This is a genomic window from Myroides sp. LJL115 (assembly GCF_054871665.1).
Genome location: NZ_JBTXLS010000054.1, coordinates 1 through 20,246, shown reverse-complemented (window position 1 = coordinate 20,246; position 20,246 = coordinate 1). Strand labels below are relative to the sequence as shown.

The window sequence follows — 20,246 nt, the reverse complement described above, 5'->3', positions numbered from 1 at the left end:
AAAATCACTAAGATCAAGAAAAAATTATTAACTTTACTTAAATCAGTGAAGTACGGAGAGTTTTAAGGTCAGTTGTTTTAACTGGTGCACTTTCCGGATTGCTGGTGCGCTTTCGTCGGAATGTCCAGGTTAGAAGTAAATCATATAAATGCTGCGGTATTACCTGATAAATTTACAATAATTTGAAAGCAATTCACAACAGATAAAGCCGTAAGCAAGATGCAACCACGGCTGCGGTATTACCTGATAAATTTACAATAATTTGAAAGCAATTCACAACCCAGCACTAACATTTAACTGATTACCTACCGCTGCGGTATTACCTGATAAATTTACAATAATTTGAAAGCAATTCACAACATCGAGCATAACAAAACTAGCTTTACTTTGCTGCGGTATTACCTGATAAATTTACAATAATTTGAAAGCAATTCACAACTCTTTTGTTGAGATCAGTTCATTCTGCTTTGCTGCGGTATTACCTGATAAATTTACAATAATTTGAAAGCAATTCACAACAAGCCTTGCTCTGGTCTAAAAGTTTGTTCGGCTGCGGTATTACCTGATAAATTTACAATAATTTGAAAGCAATTCACAACACAAGTAGTAATGACCCAGGCATGGGATATGCTGCGGTATTACCTGATAAATTTACAATAATTTGAAAGCAATTCACAACAGGATATGGATGAGTTATCTAAACACTTTGGCTGCGGAATTACCTGATAAATTTACAATAATTTGAAAGCAATTCACAACATAGCATTAAAGCTACAAAAAACGAAAAAGAGCTGCGGTGTTACCTGGTAAATCTACTATAATTTTAAAGCAAGTCACAAGAACGTAGCATCGGATAATGAATAATTCTTTGCTCTCCCTTATAACACTTATATAAGGAACTTGTCGTAATACTAACAGCAGTTACTAAAGGTCTTTGTAAACCATTTATATATACATCTAAGGTGGCTAATCGTAATAGATTAGCTTTAGCAGCTTTATCTAAAACATTACTGTTTCCACTACTTAACCAATTTACAACTAGTAAATCTACATATGGACGATAGGGTTCCATAATATCATCAGCTAAACAATATGGGTTATACTTATTTTTATGAAAGATTCCAATAGTTGCATTTAAACCACTACTAATTAAAGCTCTAGCTACCATGCTGCGTAATATTGCATAACCAAAATTCAAGAAATTATTTGGAGAATCACCTTTACGCTCTCTTGTGAAGTTTTCAAATAATTGCCTCCAATAAAATTGTGCCGCTATACCTTCCATATTTGTACTATCCCCACTTTTCACTGCATCACCATATCTTACCATAGGTTCATAACAAAGATTCAGATTTTTTAGTACTGATTTTTGCTGATATATTTTAGCCTCTACAGTTTGTTTCCATAGGTTCTTTTTCAAAGGTTCTGAACAATTTATTTGATATCTTAATCTCTCACTATGTTCAACATGGCCATTCATGGGGAGCATTAATCCTAGTGGCATATGACTTTCATCACAGCTGATAATAGCAACATTACCCTCTTGAAGAGCAATTATTAATTGATGACTTAAGGTAATTTGATAATGATCTAAAACCAAAAAACCTAAATCCTCAATAGGTACACTCCCTCGTACTTCTTTTAAGACTGGATCTTCAATTTTAAGTTGGTTATCTTTCAGTTTCAAGTAAGTGGGACTTCCTATATAAATCGTTCTCTTCATCATAATAAACTAGTTTAAAATTATTTTATTTACTTCCTTAAGATGTAAATTTTAATTATGCTAATATACTTTCTCTTACTAAAGCCCTACTATAAGTCTAAGGTAACATAAGACAAACAATGACCAAAGCAAAATACCAACCCAATATATAAGTAACCCATTATACCTATTACCTCTTATGAAGACCATCCATCATTCCGAAAACCCTTATACGGTATCAATAAAGTCTCAACTTTAAACGTCAAAGGAAATTCCCACATATAAATATACTTACATAAGTCACTAAGATAATAAATATTTAATCACTAACAAAACACAAATAACTGATTACTAGTATTTTAAAAACACTTCCGAATAGTACTCACAATATACAATAAAAGCCCACTTAGAACTTTACAATGAACGGGGTAAAGATAATTATATAGATATTCACCGAGTTAAAGTATACAAATACACGCATAATACTTTATAATGCCAGGTATACGGACTTCTAACTCATCAACATAATGCCTATATTGTAGTTAAAACCTAATCTTATCACCATAACTTCATTAAACTATCTTTCTAGTAAGGACAAAATACTTTATGCCTACTTATCCTCCTTATCTTTCATTTTAAAGTTAATGACCTTGATAGAAGAGATAAAACTTATGAAAAGCTTTTTTTTTACAAATACTAATTAATATAGAAATTCCACTAATTAATCACTTTCTACTATCGCTTGAAGAACTCCAAAAACAAACTCTAGTCCTTATAGTTATGTCGGTATCTTGCCCATATTTGATAGGTTTCTATTTCACAATTTAGGTGGTATCAATATTAACTTGAGCATATTCCAGCTTAACTCACTTCAAGGAGATCACTACTCATAATTTAAATTTGAATGCTTATTATCAACTTTAAGGCAATACCCTTTTTCGAAAAACTATTCTATTATATTTTAAGATAAGCAATGGAATAAATAAGTTCTAATTCCCTAGGCCCGCTATAAAACTGCCATGCAGCCTTTAACTTGTAAACTTTCCAACCTATACTCCACATAGCCTTATTTCTCAGCAAAATGGCGCAATACCTTCCCTACCTATTAGCATAAATTACAATGACATACCCAAATATTAATCTTATACTTCAATATAGTAGCTTTCTATAAGAAAAATTAACGTGTTCTAATTGAAGAAGGTAAAAAACAAAAAAAGGCAAATTATTAAAACGACTTGCTTTAATAATTCACCTTTTTTTTGTTTATCATCTCTTTAACATTAGGGTTTATAGTACCCTATTTTGTAAGTAGATTTCTATAATTTATAAAGTGAGAATATAGAAAAGATTATTTCTTTCCTTGTTCTTTTAATCTTTGTTGTTCTTGGGCTTGCTCCATCATCTCTTGCATTTTGCGTTGGAATCTACCTTTTGGACGTTTTTTAGTTTTGTTCTCTTCGATGATAGCTTTAATCTTATCTTCTTTTACAATGTGGTTTTTAATTACATACATAATTCCAATTGTAATAGAGTTAGATACGAAGTAGTATAAACTCAGTCCTGATGCATAGTTATTAAAGAAGAATAACATCATCACCGGAGAGATGTAAATCATAATCTTCATTAATTTACCCATATCAGGCATTCCTTCTTGTTGAGGCGCTGACATTTGTTGATCCCCTGTTGTCATCTTCATATAGATGAAGATTGCTATAGAAGCTAAAATTGGGAATAAACTAATATGGTTACCGTAGAATGGAATACTAAAAGGTAAAGAAATTACCGAATCATAAGACGATAAGTCATCTGCCCAAAGGAAGCTCTTCTGACGTAAAGCAAATACAGAAGGGAAGAATTGAAATAAAGAATAGAAAATCGGAATTTGCAACACTGCTGGAATACATCCTGCCATAGGGTTAACCCCTGCTTTAGAATATAAATTCATTGTCTCTTGTTGCTTTTTCATCGGATCATTCTTAAACTTCTCGTTTAATTCTGTAATCTCTGGACGAATAGCTTTCATCTTAGCTTGAGAAACGTAACTCTTATACGTCAAAGGAGAAATTAACAAACGCACTATAATCGTTAAAATGATAATGGCTACTCCATAAGACGGAATAAATGATGTTAAGAATCCGAAGATTGGAATAAATAAGAAACGGTTTAACCATCCAAATATTCCCCAACCTAATGGCATAATCTCATCTAGATTACGATCGTATGAACTTAAGATTTTGTAATCCGATGGACCAAAATAGAAATTCATATCATAATTCAATTCTCCGTTGCTATAAGCTAAAGGAAATTCTGCATTGAATTCCTTTGTAAACTGAGCATCATCTGATTCATCTGAAGCTAGATTAATAAAAGAAACTTTAGCATCTGCAAAGTTTTTGTCTGTCAAAAGAATTGAAGTAAAGAAGTGTTGTTTAAATGCAATATAACTAACATCTTTAACTGTTTTATCCTCTCTAGAACCACCAGCACCTAAATCATTATCCTTACCATTCTCGTATTCATAATATAAATTAGTATAACGATTCTCGTAAGAAATACTCTTTTCGTTACGGTATCCTTTTAACCACCAATCTACTTTAGGAGCTTTATTTAAATCTACAATTTTATTAAGTCCAACACTGCGAATAGAAAAATCTAACATGTAGTTGTTTGGCTTTAATACATAGCGATATTCTAAGTACTGCGTCTCAGAAGCTTTTAAACGCATAGAAAGAACTTGATTCTCTCCTTCTTTGCTTAACTCTGGTTCGAAATATAAATCAGAGGTGTTAAAAACTCTATTATCGTTTGTGTATAGCTCTAAATTAAGACTAGAATTATGGTCTTTAATTAGTTCAACTAATTGACCAGAGTTTTTACTAAAACGTTCAAAGTCGTTAACTGTTACGTTAGATAAATATCCACCTTTGTTGGCAACATGTAAAGTAAGTAAATCACTCTTTAATTCTGTAGTTTCATCTTGTGCAGATGGCAACATAGCACTGTAAGCAAATGAACCTAATGCAGCACGTAAAGCTTCCGAAGCTAAAGAGTCGTTTGCTTGAACGTTGCCTAAAGCTTGTTCAATACTCTTAGTTTGGTTTTCCTTTACTAATTCTTTTTGTGCTAATTCAGCATCTTGTTTCATAGCATCTTGCTCTTTGTTCATGTTATTCAACATCAACCATATAAGCAATCCGGCAATAATAATAAAGCCTACAATACTGTTACGATCTAATTTTTTTTCTTCCATTACTTCTTTTGTAATTGATCAAATGATTTTGAAATTATTCTATATATAAGAGCCTTATAAAATAAATTAATTGCTTAATTTATTTTGAATGGCAGCTTGTACAAAATTTACAAATAGAGGATGAGGGTTTGCAACTGTACTCTTGTATTCTGGGTGAAATTGAACCCCTACAAAGAATGGGTGCTTCTCTAGCTCCACTATTTCCACTAAACCAGTTTCAGGATTTTTTCCAGAGGTAATTAAACCACCTTTAACGAAATCTTCTAAATATTGGTTATTGAATTCATATCTATGACGGTGACGTTCATTGATTAAATCTTTATTATAGATTTGGTATGCCTTAGTATTTGGCTCAATTTGACAATCCCATCCACCTAGACGCATTGTACCTCCTTTGTTTGTAATTTCTTTTTGTCCTTCCATAAAAGTAATTACAGGATATTGGGTACTTTCGTTTACTTCCGTAGTATTAGCTCCCTTAAAACCTAACACATTACGTGCAAACTCAATAACAGCCATTTGCATTCCTAAACAAATTCCTAAAAACGGAATATTATTTTCTCTTGCATATTTTACTGTTTCTATTTTTCCTTCAATTCCTCTTGAACCAAAACCAGGTGCAACTAAAATAGCATCTAAGTTATGTAACTTATCTGCTACGTTGTTTGCAGTAATAGCATCAGATTGAATAGAAATAATATTTACTTTACATTCATTTTGAGCTCCACCGTGTACTAAAGCCTCTAAAATAGATTTGTAAGAATCTTGTAATTCTACATATTTACCTACAAGTCCAATATTCACAATGTGCTTTGGATTCTTTAAACGGTGTAAAAATGCATTCCATGAAGCTAAATCTGGTGTTGTTTTCTCTGGTAAATCTAATTTTTTAAGAGCTACCTTATCTAAACCTTCTTCCAACATTAAGTTAGGAACTTCATAGATAGTTGAAGCATCAATACTTTGAATAACAGCCTCTGGCTTAACATTACAGAATTGAGCTAACTTTTGACGAATTTCCGTTGTTAAATCATGCTCTGTTCTACATACTAAGATATCTGCTTTGATTCCACTTTCCATTAATGTTTTAACAGAGTGTTGTGTTGGCTTAGTTTTAAGCTCACCTGCAGCAGCTAAGAATGGAACAAGAGTCAAATGTACGACAATTGCATTGTTATCTCCTAATTCCCATAAAAGTTGACGTACTGACTCGATATAAGGAAGAGATTCTATATCCCCTACTGTTCCACCGATTTCTGTAATAACAATATCGTATTCACCAGACTTACCTAAAAGCTGCATACGCTCTTTAATCTCATTAGTGATATGAGGAACTACTTGAACAGTTTTACCTAAAAACTCTCCTCTTCTCTCTTTTTCAATAACAGACAAATAAACGCGACCAGTTGTAACGTTATTTGCTTGAGAAGTAGGAACGTTTAAAAAACGCTCATAGTGACCCAAATCTAAATCCGTCTCAGCTCCATCATTTGTTACGAAACACTCTCCATGCTCATAAGGGTTTAGAGTACCTGGATCCACGTTAATATAAGGATCAAATTTTTGAATAGTTGTCGAGTACCCTCTAGCTTGTAGTAATTTAGCTAAAGATGCTGCGATGATTCCTTTTCCTAAAGAAGAGGTTACCCCTCCTGTGACGAATATATACTTAGTTTGTTTCATTAGTTGTTTATTTGTTGTGTCATTAAGAATAAAACGTGGCAAAACTACAACTTTTCGCTCTATTGTTCTAATTTTAGTTTATCTAAAAAACAGATTAAATTTTATTTTAAAGAAATTTTAGCAATCTAAAACATTTACGCTAGTCATTATTAAGAGTTTAGCATATAGCCTAGGAAAGGTTATAAAATGTTCGTATTATTTAATATAATGTTAAAAAAAATTACTACTTTTAATTTTATAAATGTAATTATACTCATAATCCTTATTAAAAAACTTTTATGTTCGAATCATTTTTTCAACATTCCCTTACCTCTTTTATGACAATTTTCCCTGTCTTAAATCCAATTGGGGTGGCTTTTATTGTAAATTCCTTCTTTGGCAACTTAACGGAAGAAGAGCGAAATTACTGTACAAAACGATTAGTATACTTTAGCTTTATACTCTGTGTTATCACCTTATTACTAGGACAATTGATTTTAATGGTGTTTCACTTATCCATTCCCATTGTTCAAGTAGGTGGTGGTTTTTTAATCTGTAAAACCGCTATGGACTTATTAAATGATAAAAAGGCTAGTGATAAAAATAGTACAGCAGTAGATGATCAGGAATCTATGAGAAGCAAACTATTTTACCCTCTTACATTTCCAATTGTAGTAGACGCTGGAACTATTTCGGTAATTTTTGCTTTAGCTGCCAGTTCTTACAGTAAACAATTTGAAGCTACGGTAGAAAACTTTGGTGCTATCCTGGTAGGAATTATACTTTGTTGTGCACTTTTTTACGTTTTTACCTATTCCGCTTTTAATATTACACAAAGAATTGGAGCAACAGGAGCAAACGTAATTAATAAGATGTGTGCGTTTTTCACTTTTTGTGTTGGATTAAACGTAATTTACGAAGGAATCATGGCTCTAATTAAGACTCATATAGCTTAAATCCAAGACCATACCACATAAATAAAGGAGTTTTACTCCCCTTTAAATAAAGTAGCCATAAAGAGTTAAGCAAAATTTAATTCTCTTTATGGCTAATTTTTTAGAATAATTTGCATTTTAGTCTATATAAATGAGAATTATATTTTTGAGCAATTAGCAATACATTTACATATATCATAAAAATCGTTGGTTTTTACCCTTCTTAAATGCAGTATTACTTAGTAATTAAGTATTTTTATTGCATTTAATTTAATTTTGAAAAGAATATACTTACCTTTGCCACAAATTAAATAACCAATGAAAGAAAACTCAAACAACACAAAGGTTAAAAGAGCATTAAAAGCCAGACACCTCTCCATGATTGCTATTGGAGGATGTATTGGTACTGGTCTATTTATGGCTAGTGGAGAAGCGATTCGTTCTGCAGGTCCAGGTGGTGCACTTTTAGCATATGCAGCAATCGGTATAATGGTATACTTTTTAATGACCTCTTTAGGAGAAATGGCTACTTATTTACCAGTATCTGGATCCTTTAGTACATATGCCGCGAGATTTGTGGATCCTTCATTTGGTTTTGCTCTTGGGTGGAATTACTGGTTTAACTGGGTTATTACCGTAGCAGTAGACGTTTCTATTGCCGCCATTGTAATATCTTATTGGACACCTTTAGCCTTTATACCTACATGGGGATGGAGCTTAATCTTCTTTGCCATTATAGTTGGCTTAAATATGCTATCTGTTAAAGCTTACGGAGAATCAGAATACTGGTTCGCCTTAATTAAGGTAGTTACTGTAATTATCTTCCTTATTGTTGGACTTTTAACTATATTCGGAATATTAGGGTCAGAATATATTGGATTTAAGAATTTTACCATAGGAGATGCCCCTATTTTAGGAGATGGATTCTCTTCCCGCTTTCTAAGTGTATTAGGAGTGTTTCTTATTGCTGGATTCTCTTTCCAAGGAACAGAGCTAATTGGGATTACAGCAGGTGAGAGTGAAAATCCTGAAAAGAATATCCCAAAGGCTATTAAACAGGTATTTTGGAGAATATTGATTTTTTACATCTTGGCTATTTTCGTAATTGGATTAATCATCCCCTATACTAGTCCTGACTTATTAGGAGCAGATGTACATGAAATTGCAAAGAGCCCTTTCACATTAGTATTTGAAAAAGCACATTGGGCTTTCGCAGCTGCACTTATGAATGCGGTAATTCTAACTTCGATCTTATCTGCTGGAAACTCAGGAATGTACGCATCAACTCGTATGCTATATGCTATGGGAAAACAAGGTATGGCTTTCAAATCTTTTGAAAAAACCAACAAACACGGAGTTCCAGTACTAGCACTAGCAGCAACAGCATTAGTAGTATTTTTAATTTTCTTACTTCAAGCAAATTTTGAAAACGCTGTAGACTACGTTTTAGCTGCATCAGGATTGACTGGATTTATAGCCTGGCTTGGAATTGCACTTAGCCACTATAGATTCCGTAGAGCTTATGTTGCACAAAACAAAGACGTTAATAACTTAGTATACAAAGCAAAATGGTTCCCTTTTGGACCAATACTTGCCTTAATATTATGTATTTTAGTTATAATAGGACAAGACTCTCAATTAATTTTTGAAGGGGTAGTAGATGTAAGGGCCATGTTAATCACTTATATGGGAATACCATTCTTTTTATTCTTCTATATCTATCATAAGATTAAATTTAAAACAAAGCTAATTCCAATAAAAGAAGTTGATTTATCTCAAAATGAGGATTAGAATACTACCAAAAACTATGATTAAACAAAAAGTGCTCCTTGATATATTTTCAAGGAGTACTTTTATTTTATAATAAGCTTATTCTTTTGTCTTTACTTTTTCCCAATACTCTTCCATTTGTTCAGGGCTAATATCACCAATGGAATGATTATCCTTTTGGGCTAATTGTTCCATAGCACCAAAGCGTCTAATAAACTTCTTATTGGCCAATTCTAAAGCGTTTTGAGCATCTATACCTATATGTCGAGCATAATTTACCATTGTAAATAGAATGTCTCCAAATTCAGCCTCCATATTAGCCTTATTACCGTTTTGTTGTTCTATATTAAACTCATTAAGCTCCTCTTCTATTTTTAACCATACTCCAGCCGTATTGGGCCAATCAAAACCTACACCACTAGCCTTTTGTTGTATTCTGTAGGCTTTAATTAAGGCTGGCAGTCCTTTAGGAACCCCTGAAAGAACAGATTTACTGCCTTCCTTAAGTTTAAGCTTTTCCCAATTTTGCTCCACTTGCTCGCTAGACTCTACATCTACATCCCCATAGATATGAGGATGTCTAAATACTAATTTATCACTAATAGAATCTGCTACATCTTTAATATCAAAAGCATCCGATTCACTTGCTATTTTAGCATAAAACATAATATGCATCAATACATCGCCTAATTCTTTTTTAAGCTCCTGGGGATCCTTATCATCTATAGCATCGGCTAGTTCATAAACTTCCTCAATAGTTAAGTTCTTTAAACTTTGCCAGGTTTGTTTTTTATCCCAAGGGCACTTTTGCCTTAGCTCATCTAAAATATCCAATAGCCTTCCAATAGAAGCTAATTTTTCTTGTTTACTATGCATGTTTTTTCTTCAAAGAGTTATAAAAATACAAAAAGCCTAGTTACTAAAAGTATCTAGGCTTAAAAAATCTTCTTATATCAAGATTAAATCAGATTATTGAGCTGTTGCTTCTTCTTTGAATGCAGCTTCAATCATTCCTCTTTTTTGAAGAATGTTGTACCAGTTTAAAACTTTTTTGATATCAGAGGCATACACTCTTTCTTCGTCAAATTCTGGTAAAATTTCTCTAAAATAAGTAACCAATGTAGGGTTGTCTTCTTTATGAGAAATAGCCTCTCCATTGTTTTCTTTTTTTGCAATGTTTTTGAATACTTCAAATAACTTCACTTCGTCACTATATGTATAGATTGAAATTTCTGATAATAAACTTACGTTGTTTCTTAATCCAACTGTGCTCTTCTTACCATCAGCCAAAGATTCTGCAACGAATCCTGTACGAGTCTGCACTAATAACTCATATAAACCTGGTTTTCCTGAAATAGCTAATACTTTTTCTAAACTCATTTTTTCTAAATTTTCACATTAAGAGTTACAAATATCTTAATTTGTAATTAATAAACAACTTATTTATCTACCTTTTTTCTTTGAGAATTTCATTTTATACTCTGTAAAGATTTTTCCTTCCAAAATATTTGTCAACTTCTTAGAAATAAGTTTCTTTTTTAATGTAGATAATTTGTCGGTAAATAAAACACCTTCAATATGATCGTATTCATGCTGAATAACTCTAGCTGCCAATCCGTCAAAGCTTTCTGTATGCTTTACGAAATTTTCATCGTAGTATTCAATAGTAATTTTTTCTTTCCTTTTCACATTTTCATGCACATCAGGAATACTTAAACAACCTTCATTAAAGCTCCACTCTTCACCTTCTTCTTTTAGAATCTTAGCGTTGATAAAAGTCTTTTTAAAACTCTTTAAAAACTCGATTTCCTCGGCTGTGTTATCCTCCATCTCAGCAAATGGTGCTGCATCGATTACAAATAAACGAATTGCTAGACCAACTTGAGGCGCAGCCAAACCAACTCCACTAGCAGAATACATAGTCTCATACATATTGCTAATTAATTGATCTAAATTGGGATAGTCTGGGGTAATTTCCTGAGCTACTTGTCTTAAAACAGGGTCTCCATACCCAACTATTGATAATATCATAATTTTTTATTTTCACAAAATTTCAGATTGCAAAATTAGTGAAAAATAAACGAATAATTAATAGTTCAAATTATTTTTCGAATTTAATTTGTTTTATATTGCTTGAGAAAATATAAATTCTCACCCCTAGTATTACCTACCTTAATTATGATGCTCAATAAAGCAATTAAGTTTACAGATGACTCCCATTTAGCGGGCGCCCTTAAGATCACTCTTTGTGGAGTTATTCCATTTCTAATATTTATGCCTTATCAAGAGTTTAATTGGGCCTTTGCAATGGCAGTAGGTGCCCTTTTAACAGCTCCTGTAGACATCCCTAGTAATATTAAAGACAAAATTAGTGGTTTACTTGTTGGAGCCTTTACTGTTCCGGCTGTTACCCTTGTATTATCTCTAACCTTAGGTCATTGGATTTTTTATCCTGTCTTTGCTTTCATATTTTTCTCCTTAAGTATGATTGCTGTATATGGACACCGAGCTAATCTTTTATCCTTTAGTGGCTTATTAGCTGCTAGTTTGGGGCTTGCTTATGCTTATGAAGGTCAACAGCTATGGATACACGTATTGATGCTTTTATTAGGAGGCTTATTATACCTAGTTGTTGCTATTATATTTTATTATGCTCGCCCGAGAAGGTATGGAGTTTTACTAACCTCTGATTGTATGGAATTAACTTCTAGATACCTGCGATATAGAGCTAATTTATGGAGCCCCGATGCAGATGTAACCCAAATTACCGCTGAGCAACTTAATATTCAGATTCAATTAAATGAAGTACACGAAAACTTAAGAGAATTTGTAGTTAGAAATAAAGCCAATACTGGAAACTCCTCTAACAACAGAAGACTTTTAGTGGCTTTTACAGCTTTAGTGGAAATATTAGAAATAGCTGTTTCTAGTTCTTTTGATCATAAACGATTACAAGAACTTTTTAAAAGTGACCCTTCTATTGTTAAAAACTACCAAAAATTAGCCTATGGTCTTGCCAATACCATTCAAACCATTGGTGAGTCATTGAACATAGGACTTAAGTATGAGGTCCAAAGAGATCTATTAGAGCAATTGCAATCCTTAGCAAAACAATTATCTGAGTTTTCACATAAGGACACCTCTAAAGACAAATTAGAGGCTATTTTAATGTTTACCAATGTGCTTCATTATGCCCAAGAACAAATTGATAAGATTATCATATTAGAGAGAACATTAGTAGAAAAAGTCTTTACAAAAGATGTAGAAACAAATTTTAAGGATTTAGAGAAATTCTTAACCCCTGTTCATTACCAATGGCAAACTCTTGTAGAGAATTTAAACTTCAACTCCACTATCTTTCGTCATGCAACAAGACTTACCCTAACGGTTGTAACAGGACTTATAATAAGTGAGGTTTTTAATTTACTTAATGGTTATTGGATACTATTAACCATTGTGGTTATTATGCGTCCTGGTTATGGTTTAACTAAACAGCGCTCTTTTGAAAGGGTAATCGGTACAGTAGCAGGAGGTTTAATAGCTTTTGGTTTACTTTATTTGATTCAAGAAAATGTACAAGTACTAGCCTATTTAGTTGTACTTTCTATGATCTTAGGTTACTGGTTTTCTCATACAGACTATAAAGTAGGTGTTACTTTTGTAACCATTTATGTAGTTTTAATTTATGGTATTCTATCTCCAAATTTCATGGATTTATTAGTCTACCGAATTATAGATACTTTCATAGGAGCTTTATTAGCCTTTGGAGCCAATTATCTTTTATGGCCTTCGTGGGAATTCCTTAAAGTTAACGTGCATTTAGCAAATAGTGTAAAAGCCAATAGAGAATATGTAAAAGAAATATCTATACTTTATAATGAAAAGGGACAGGCTACTTTACCTTATAAACTTGCTAGGAAATATGCTTTTATCGAAACGGGGAACCTAATGGCTTCCTTCCAACGTATGATACAAGAACCAAAGAGCAAGCAAACTCTACGTCCTGAGATTTATGAGCTTGCGGTTTTGAATCATACTTTCTTATCTACTGCTGCTTCCATTGGAGTATATGTACAATCTAGTGAAACTACAAAAGCTTCTGATGCCTTTAATACTGTAACCAATTATATTGATCAAAATTTAAAACTATCCATTGATTTATTGGAGCAAGAAACTATTCCAACAGAATTAATTTCAGCTAAAAGCAAAGAAGACTACTCCATTAGTATTAACTATTTACAGCAATTAAGAAAAAAGGAGCTAGAGAAAACCTGTATAGATCAAGAACAGCTCTCTGAATTAATGAAAGAATCTATCTTAGTAATCGAACAATTAAGTTGGCTAGCACAGTTATCAGAGAAAATCTTAAAGGCTACAACTATACTTACTCAGAAAAAGAAGGAACATAAAGCATCTAGGTCCTATATCTATAGTAGATATACGAAATTCAAAAGAAATTAATATAAAAAAGTAGCGTTTTACAATTGTAAAACGCCACTTTTTTATATTAAAGCTTTGATCCCTATTCCTTACCCTGAGCGTAATCCTCTAGGTGGCTATATTTATCGGTTAATTTTCCCATTTTAGTAATAGTAGCTTTTTCTAAAATACCTTCTTTATCTTCATTGAAAAACGCAGGTAAGATCTGCTCAATAAAAACATCGCCAAAAGCCTGGGAAGAATCCTCAGGAAGAGCGCACGGTAAGTTATCAATAGCCATAACTGTAATGGCAGCTGGATGTTCTAAATCCACTTCCTCATTCTCTCTAGGGTGGTAACCATAGAAAGGTTCCTCAATAGTGGTTGTGCGAATAGTAGCTTCAATTGGTCCTTGATCCACATCGCAAGATACATCCCCAATTACTTTAATTTGATTCTTAGCAGAGTTCAGCATTTCTTTACTTAGAATTACTGGTGAACCTTTTTGAAAAAAGTGTCCAGTGATTAAAATGTCGGCAACTTGTGCAAAACGCTCAAAGTCAGTTTCATATAAACCTGGATTCTTGTAAAAATCTTCTTTACCCCCTTGTGTACCATCTTTTCGCTTATAATATTGCCCTGCATCTATTTGGGTATAAACTGGGCAGTCGTATTTATTAGAAAGAAACTTATCATAAGGTACTTTCTTTATTTTAGCTCCATCTAATACTTCCATTATACCTCTAGCAACGTTACTAGTCCCTGTAACTACTATTTTGATAGGTGGTAAAAATTGTTTTTTCAATCGATAGATTAAATCATCTTTAGTTTTAAGAGTTTGTGGCGCAGCCAAAGTAAATAACTCATATTTTAAACCAAAAGCTCTAAGGGTATTATATGCCCCAACAATGCCAGCATATCTACCAAATCCAATGATTCTCTTGTTTTGCTGATTTACGAATGTTTCGTGATCCATTAATGTAATATTCTCTCTTAAGCAGGCCTGTAAAAGCCCGCGATTATGTATTTGCTTCTTTATAGTGTGCGAAAATAGGACATAGGTTTTATTTGGCAAGAGAAATTCAATAGGAATTTCCTTTAATCCTACAATAACATCACATTGTTGCAAATCCTGGCTTACTTGTATCCCTAGATCACTATAAGAATTATCATCAAAAACCCTAATATCGGAAGATTCAACAATAATTTCTAGCCCCTTAAACTTCTCCATGGCCCTAATAATTTGCTCTGGAGTTAGCGCTACTCTTCGATCTGGCGGCGTTTTTCTTTCTTTAATAATTCCTAATTTCATAATGAATGATTTATTTTGTTAAAGTATAGGCCTGAGTATCAAATATAAGCTAATTTCATAGCGAAAACAAGATTTTTACTAGAGCTAAAACTTTGCTATGAAAAAAAAATACCTTAATTTTGCAGTTCTTACCAAGATTTATTCTAAATGGGGTCGATCGGTTTTGACAGCGAGTGGAATTAGTTAGTAAGCACGTCGAGCGTTGTTATGTAGCTCGTAAATATCATGTAACAAACTTTTTACACGGCGAAGAAAACTACGCTTTAGCTGCTTAATCTGAATTACAGTAGGATTTGCTTTTAGTTCTCACCAGGTGAGAAAGCTAAATTCCCTTAAAGAGCCTTTGTTTGCGGCGCTTTGTTGAAGGGAACCGTAATGTAAACATAGATTTGTTTTAGTCTTGACGGCAAATCGAAACTTAAGAGACTAAGCTTTTAGTGGCTGTTTTTTGCCTACCTGAAAGTCGAAAATTAAATAAAAAACTAAGCGTGTAGAAAGCTATCTGATTGCTTGTTTGGACCCGAGTTCGATTCTCGGCGGCTCCACAGACAAAAAAGCCTAACTATTTAAAATCAAATAGTTAGGCTTTTTTTATTTAATGATTTGTAGACATTGGCATTTATATTTTCTTTGTTCTATATCTTTTTATTCCAATGTTTTCTAGAATCAAGGACAAAGCTTGCAAAACAAATAGATTTGCTCTTTATCTTGCTAAAGTGAGTAAAGTAAAGTCTTATAAAACTACTTTTTTTAAAGAAAAATATATGAGATTAAACTTTAGTCATATATATATTAACTTGCTTAAAAGCAGAAATTAAACACAACTTAAGGTACTAATTAATCTCATAATATACGAGTTAACATAACAAGGCAACTTCCGGTCTTCACTACTTTTTCGCTTGAATATCTTTTACTACTTTATTAGAATTTTTTGTTATATTTACTGCTAAGTTGTTTTTATCAAAGAATCTTTTCTTTTAGATTAAATACTATTAAAAAAGAACCTTTACTGAAAATTATTTTCTATACTTATTAACTCTAAAAACAGATTGATTTGTTAAATCGTTTGCCTATGACTAAATCATAAAATTATTGTAGTAAGACCTCATATCTTTCAAGAGATCTAGCTTTATTTAATAGCCATTGTTTAATAGTGAACAATGCAATCTCCACTATTGACACCTACTTATAAATGTATTTATAAAATCATAATGCCATAATTACAGAGACCATATAACTAAGAAAAGAAAAACTATAAAGACACTTTTTGTAGAGGTATTTAAATAGGTAAGAAACCTTTAACTTTTTCAGCAATTTAACTAAGTCACTTCACATACCAATACCAATAAATTAGCTGTTTTGATTAGTACAATGGTCAAATAATATAATTAAAAACTGCCTTAAAACTGCAACTATAAACTAAAACAAAATGAAACTCTCCCCAACTATTATATATATATGGTTCTTACTAATTTCAATTATATTTACAAGTTGCTCGAGAACTGAAAAAGCAAATACAGATCAGACTAATCAGCAAATCTTAGATTTTATTGTCAATTATAATCGTTTTGAGGCCAGTGATTATCAAAAACAACAAGCTGATTCTGTGGGTAGACTCTTAATAGAAAAAAAGAATAATCAACAAAACAGAGAACTTCTTCAAAAATTTATTAGCCAAGTAATGCCCGATACCACGTATTTTTACGCTCTCAAGGAAAAAGCTGAAAAAGGTAATGATTTCACTCATTTGGGTAAAGCTCATGAACTTCTTGCAAGATATTATGATAGAATATATTTAAAAGACAGCACTCTATACAACTATACAAAATCTGAGATGTACTATCGTCAAAGTAATGATACATTAAACCTAATAAATGTTTTGGTGTTTAAAAGTATCACTTTACTAAACGATCGTTTTTATACCGAGGCGCAATCCTCCTTATTAGAAGCTATTTCCTATGAAGGTTTTAACCAGGACATGCATACTAAATTCACCATAACTTTAATGTTAGGTAATGCATTAACAGGACTTAGTCAGTATCAAGAAGCTCATGAAAATATTCAACAAGCTCTAATAGATATTGATTCTGAAGAGATGCAAAAAATCCATCCTCAAGAAAAGCGAATAGCACTGCGCATAATGACAAAGCAAGCTTTAATAATTAACTACATCGCATTAAAAGATTATGAAACCGCAAAAAAAATAGCTAAAGAAACAATTGATAAAGATATTAATTTAACTACTACTAATTATTATAGGGATATAACTCACGCAACTATTCTTCAACTTCTAAGCCAGGCCAAGATATTATCCTCTGAGCTAAAAGGAGTAGAAAATGACTTAAATAGCATCATTGACATTTATGAAAAATCTCAAATGTGGGATGAGCAAAGTCATGTAAAAACACTATTAGCTGACTATTATTTTCGCACAAATAACTCCTCTAAAGCTTTTCAAATCCTTGACCAGGTAATAAAACACGCCAAGAAAAGTAAACTTTTATTTCAAGAAAAAGAGGCTCTGTTTTTACTATTAAGTAATACAGAAGACCCTATTAATGACTATTTCTCCCGTTATGTAGAAGTTAGTGAACTTATCAACGATGAGGCTGCTAACATAAATAACACATTTGCAAGAATTAAGTTTGAGTCGGATAATTTATTACTAAAAAACCAAGAATTAGAATCCCAAAAGAAAATTATTATCAATATTTCCATTGCCTTAATTCTTTTAATTTTATTAGGATTTATGACCTATTTTTTTAGACAGAAATCCAAGCAGTTACGTATCGTAAAACTTTTACAAAAAGATACTGAGAAGTACTATAACTCTATTTTAGCAATGAAACAAGAACTTTCACTTGCCAAAAGTGTAGAAAGAAAAAAATTAGCTCAAGATTTACATGATGGAGTATTAAATAAAATATTTGTTACAAGATTTCTTTTATTGCAATTAAGTAAAGAGAATTTAGAAGAAAAAATAGGTGTTATTATTGAAGAAGTAACCAATATCGAAGCATTTTTAAGAGATTTTTCTCACCTCTTATCCAGAGACAGTGAATTTAAAACTAGTTCTTTTGATTCTTTATTATCAGAATTAATAGATTTACAAAACCGAAATAAAAAAATAGAATTTATTCTATCTATAGATTCCTCTATTAATTTAGATAAACTTGGTACAAAAACCAAAATTCATTTATATAGAATTTTACAGGAAGCTCTTCAGAATGCCCAGAAATACTCTAATGCTGAAAAATGTTGGATTACCTTTAAGCAAGTAGATGGAAATAAAATTGAACTTCGTGTTCAAGATAATGGAATTGGTTTTGACGTAACTAGTAATTTCGATGGAATTGGATTAAACAACATCAAAGAAAGAGCACAATTTATTAGAGCCAATCTCTCTATTACAAGCCAGCCCAATAATGGGACTACAATTATTTTGGTGTTTGCAAGCTCATTTAAAGTATAATTCTCCATAACTTCGCAGTAAGGCCAGCAAAAGGATCAGATTATATACTTGTATTAGGATAAGTATACTAGCCATAGAGATTTTTGTAAACAACCTCCATTAATTTAATGTAGTGAAAAGCACGAGTAATAAAGAATATATGTTTCTAATTAAACTTAATAATAATTCTTGTCTTAATTTTATGTAACTAGAATATTATTTATCTTAGAGTTAGAAATGATAACTCTTAAAATAACAATACAACTATGGATAAGTCTAAAATTGCTTTAGAGGAATTAGTTATCTTGCTTGCTCAAATTGCAGGGGGTATCTTATTAATTATAGCCATATATTTTGTGGCTAAATTAATTTTAAAAAAGTATGGTTAAACATTAATAAAAGTATGATGCTACCAACAACTCAAGCTAGCCCAGCTAGCCCATTTGTTATTTTACCTAGCATAAGCAGAAACTCTATACTTGTAAGTTCAGAGCACACCTTTTAAACAGCCAAGCGTAAATCAAGTGCAGTAGTGTGTACCAAAAGGTGGAACCTAAGGCATGCCATAGATTGAATCCTTAGCTTAGAAGCAAAAATTATATCATGTTTAGCAATATCGATTCCTATTACTTAACAAACTAAAATACAAGTTACTAGGCAAATATTTAAGATTAATATACTTAATATATCAGGTAAAAATTACTATTCTTCCTTACCTATAGGGGGCTTTTCAGACTTAGCTGTTTTTTTACTGAACTATGACAACAACTGCTATAAGAAGTCAGCACATATCATAATATGCATGATGACAATCCTGTCAAGACCAAAAAAGCCCTACAAAGTGTAGAAGAACTGAAATTTACCCAAATGAGTGAAAATAAATGTTACCCAATTCACTAGTACAATTAGCAGAGTATGTATATATCTCCAAATTCTTTTTCTTTGAGCAGTATCAATTAAGAGAAATACTATACTTACCTCAGATTCATCAGAAAGTAAATATATAAGATATACTTACTAGCACTACTCTGCTTGTCTTAGCATCAATATAACCCTTTTCTAAGCGAATATTTTCTAGCTATAATTAATAAGCAAATTGAAAAATTTATACTTCAAACAAATTCCATTATTATCCCTTGTATCTTCTAAGGCTTCCTTAAAAACTAACACATATTTTCATAATTAAAATTTCTCAATTCATAACTTAATATCTATATTAAGTTAAGTTTTTCCGTATATTTGCAATACAAAGGGACAGGGTAAGGCCTCCCATTGTGCCGAAGCATTCTCAAATTATTAAGGATGCTTTTTTTATTTTAAGTAAATCAAAATCTTAAAGCACAATCGACATTAGAATACTCTGTGCTATTAATAATAAAACAACAACAGCAAATACCTATAGGTTTTTTCTCGACAAAATCAGTGTTTTCACAACTAATTCATTTAATAGATCCAAAGATTTTCGGCGATTCTGACATGGAATCTAAGTCAGATCGATAAATCAAGAAGTTTTTCTCTAAAGACCACTTAATAAGAATGTTATTTTGTTGCTTTGTTAAACGTAACGTAACTCCTTAAGAGAAGTTTCTGGAGCCATGTTAGGGCTATCCGGAAAGTGCAGGTAATTTATTTAACCATCTTAAAACAAGTAAAATAGATGGTACCTATCAAAGGGAAATGAAAAAAGTAATTAAATGTGACTTACTTATTTTAGATGACTTTGGCCTACAACCTTTTGACAACAT

The 20,246-nt window shown here is 31.9% G+C and carries 11 protein-coding genes, 1 other RNA gene, 2 pseudogenes and 1 CRISPR repeat array; of the genes and pseudogenes, 7 read left to right on the top strand and 7 right to left on the bottom strand.

The window, feature by feature from the left end; all coding sequences use genetic code 11:
- Positions 1-150: 150 nt before the first annotated feature.
- Positions 151-840: direct repeats of the CRISPR family, unit length 50 nt; unit sequence GCTGCGGTATTACCTGATAAATTTACAATAATTTGAAAGCAATTCACAAC.
- Positions 841-844: 4 nt separating this feature from the next.
- From cas1 to ACYSNX_RS11480, 3 genes and pseudogenes are all read right to left on the bottom strand, one after another.
- Positions 845-1,726: pseudogene (gene cas1, locus ACYSNX_RS11490) on the bottom strand (type II CRISPR-associated endonuclease Cas1); the annotation flags it as partial.
- A gap of 1,324 nt (positions 1,727-3,050) precedes the next feature.
- Entirely contained in the window at positions 3,051-4,952 is a 1,902-nt protein-coding gene (gene yidC / locus ACYSNX_RS11485) for a membrane protein insertase YidC (protein ID WP_461754813.1), read from the bottom strand.
- A 66-nt stretch (positions 4,953-5,018) separates the two neighbouring features.
- Positions 5,019-6,635: a CTP synthase gene (locus ACYSNX_RS11480; RefSeq protein WP_461754812.1), complete on the bottom strand. Its 1,617-nt coding sequence runs from the start codon at positions 6,633-6,635 to the stop codon at positions 5,019-5,021.
- Positions 6,636-6,913: 278 nt separating this feature from the next.
- Here ACYSNX_RS11480 and ACYSNX_RS11475 point away from each other — a divergent pair, with 278 nt between their 5' ends.
- A complete protein-coding gene (locus tag ACYSNX_RS11475) occupies positions 6,914-7,570 on the top strand; it encodes a MarC family protein (protein ID WP_461754811.1) in 657 nt (218 codons plus the stop codon).
- A 297-nt stretch (positions 7,571-7,867) separates the two neighbouring features.
- The gene (locus ACYSNX_RS11470) at positions 7,868-9,340 is read left to right on the top strand and encodes an amino acid permease (protein WP_461754810.1); all 1,473 of its coding nucleotides are present in this window, start codon (positions 7,868-7,870) and stop codon (positions 9,338-9,340) included.
- Between the two features lie 78 nt (positions 9,341-9,418).
- Here ACYSNX_RS11470 and mazG read toward each other — a convergent pair whose 3' ends face one another.
- The 3 genes from mazG to def form a co-directional block, all read right to left on the bottom strand.
- Positions 9,419-10,195 (bottom strand): nucleoside triphosphate pyrophosphohydrolase, encoded by a 777-nt coding sequence (mazG, locus tag ACYSNX_RS11465; protein ID WP_461754809.1) that lies wholly within the window; start codon positions 10,193-10,195, stop codon positions 9,419-9,421.
- A gap of 93 nt (positions 10,196-10,288) precedes the next feature.
- Entirely contained in the window at positions 10,289-10,699 is a 411-nt protein-coding gene (locus ACYSNX_RS11460) for a DUF5606 family protein (RefSeq protein ID WP_461754808.1), read from the bottom strand.
- 63 nt (positions 10,700-10,762) lie between these two features.
- Positions 10,763-11,350 carry a peptide deformylase gene (gene def / locus ACYSNX_RS11455; RefSeq protein WP_461754807.1) on the bottom strand — a complete coding sequence of 196 codons (588 nt, stop codon included), beginning with the start codon at positions 11,348-11,350 and terminating at the stop codon, positions 10,763-10,765.
- Between the two features lie 147 nt (positions 11,351-11,497).
- On the opposite strand from def, the gene ACYSNX_RS11450 reads away from it, so the two are divergent.
- On the top strand, positions 11,498-13,780 hold the full coding sequence (locus tag ACYSNX_RS11450) for an FUSC family protein (RefSeq protein ID WP_461754806.1): 2,283 nt from the start codon (positions 11,498-11,500) through the stop codon (positions 13,778-13,780).
- A gap of 61 nt (positions 13,781-13,841) precedes the next feature.
- Here the strand turns inward: ACYSNX_RS11450 and ACYSNX_RS11445 are convergent, their stop codons facing one another.
- On the bottom strand, positions 13,842-15,050 hold the full coding sequence (locus ACYSNX_RS11445; protein WP_461754805.1) for an NAD(P)-dependent oxidoreductase: 1,209 nt from the start codon (positions 15,048-15,050) through the stop codon (positions 13,842-13,844).
- Between the two features lie 149 nt (positions 15,051-15,199).
- Here ACYSNX_RS11445 and ssrA point away from each other — a divergent pair.
- From ssrA to ACYSNX_RS11425, 4 genes and pseudogenes are all read left to right on the top strand, one after another.
- Positions 15,200-15,598, top strand: a transfer-messenger RNA (tmRNA) gene (gene ssrA / locus ACYSNX_RS11440).
- An 881-nt stretch (positions 15,599-16,479) separates the two neighbouring features.
- Entirely contained in the window at positions 16,480-18,522 is a 2,043-nt protein-coding gene (locus ACYSNX_RS11435) for a tetratricopeptide repeat-containing sensor histidine kinase (protein ID WP_461754804.1), read from the top strand.
- Between the two features lie 245 nt (positions 18,523-18,767).
- Positions 18,768-18,890 (top strand): hypothetical protein, encoded by a 123-nt coding sequence (locus ACYSNX_RS11430; RefSeq protein WP_461754803.1) that lies wholly within the window; start codon positions 18,768-18,770, stop codon positions 18,888-18,890.
- 1,237 nt (positions 18,891-20,127) lie between these two features.
- Positions 20,128-20,246: pseudogene (locus ACYSNX_RS11425) on the top strand (ATP-binding protein); the annotation flags it as partial.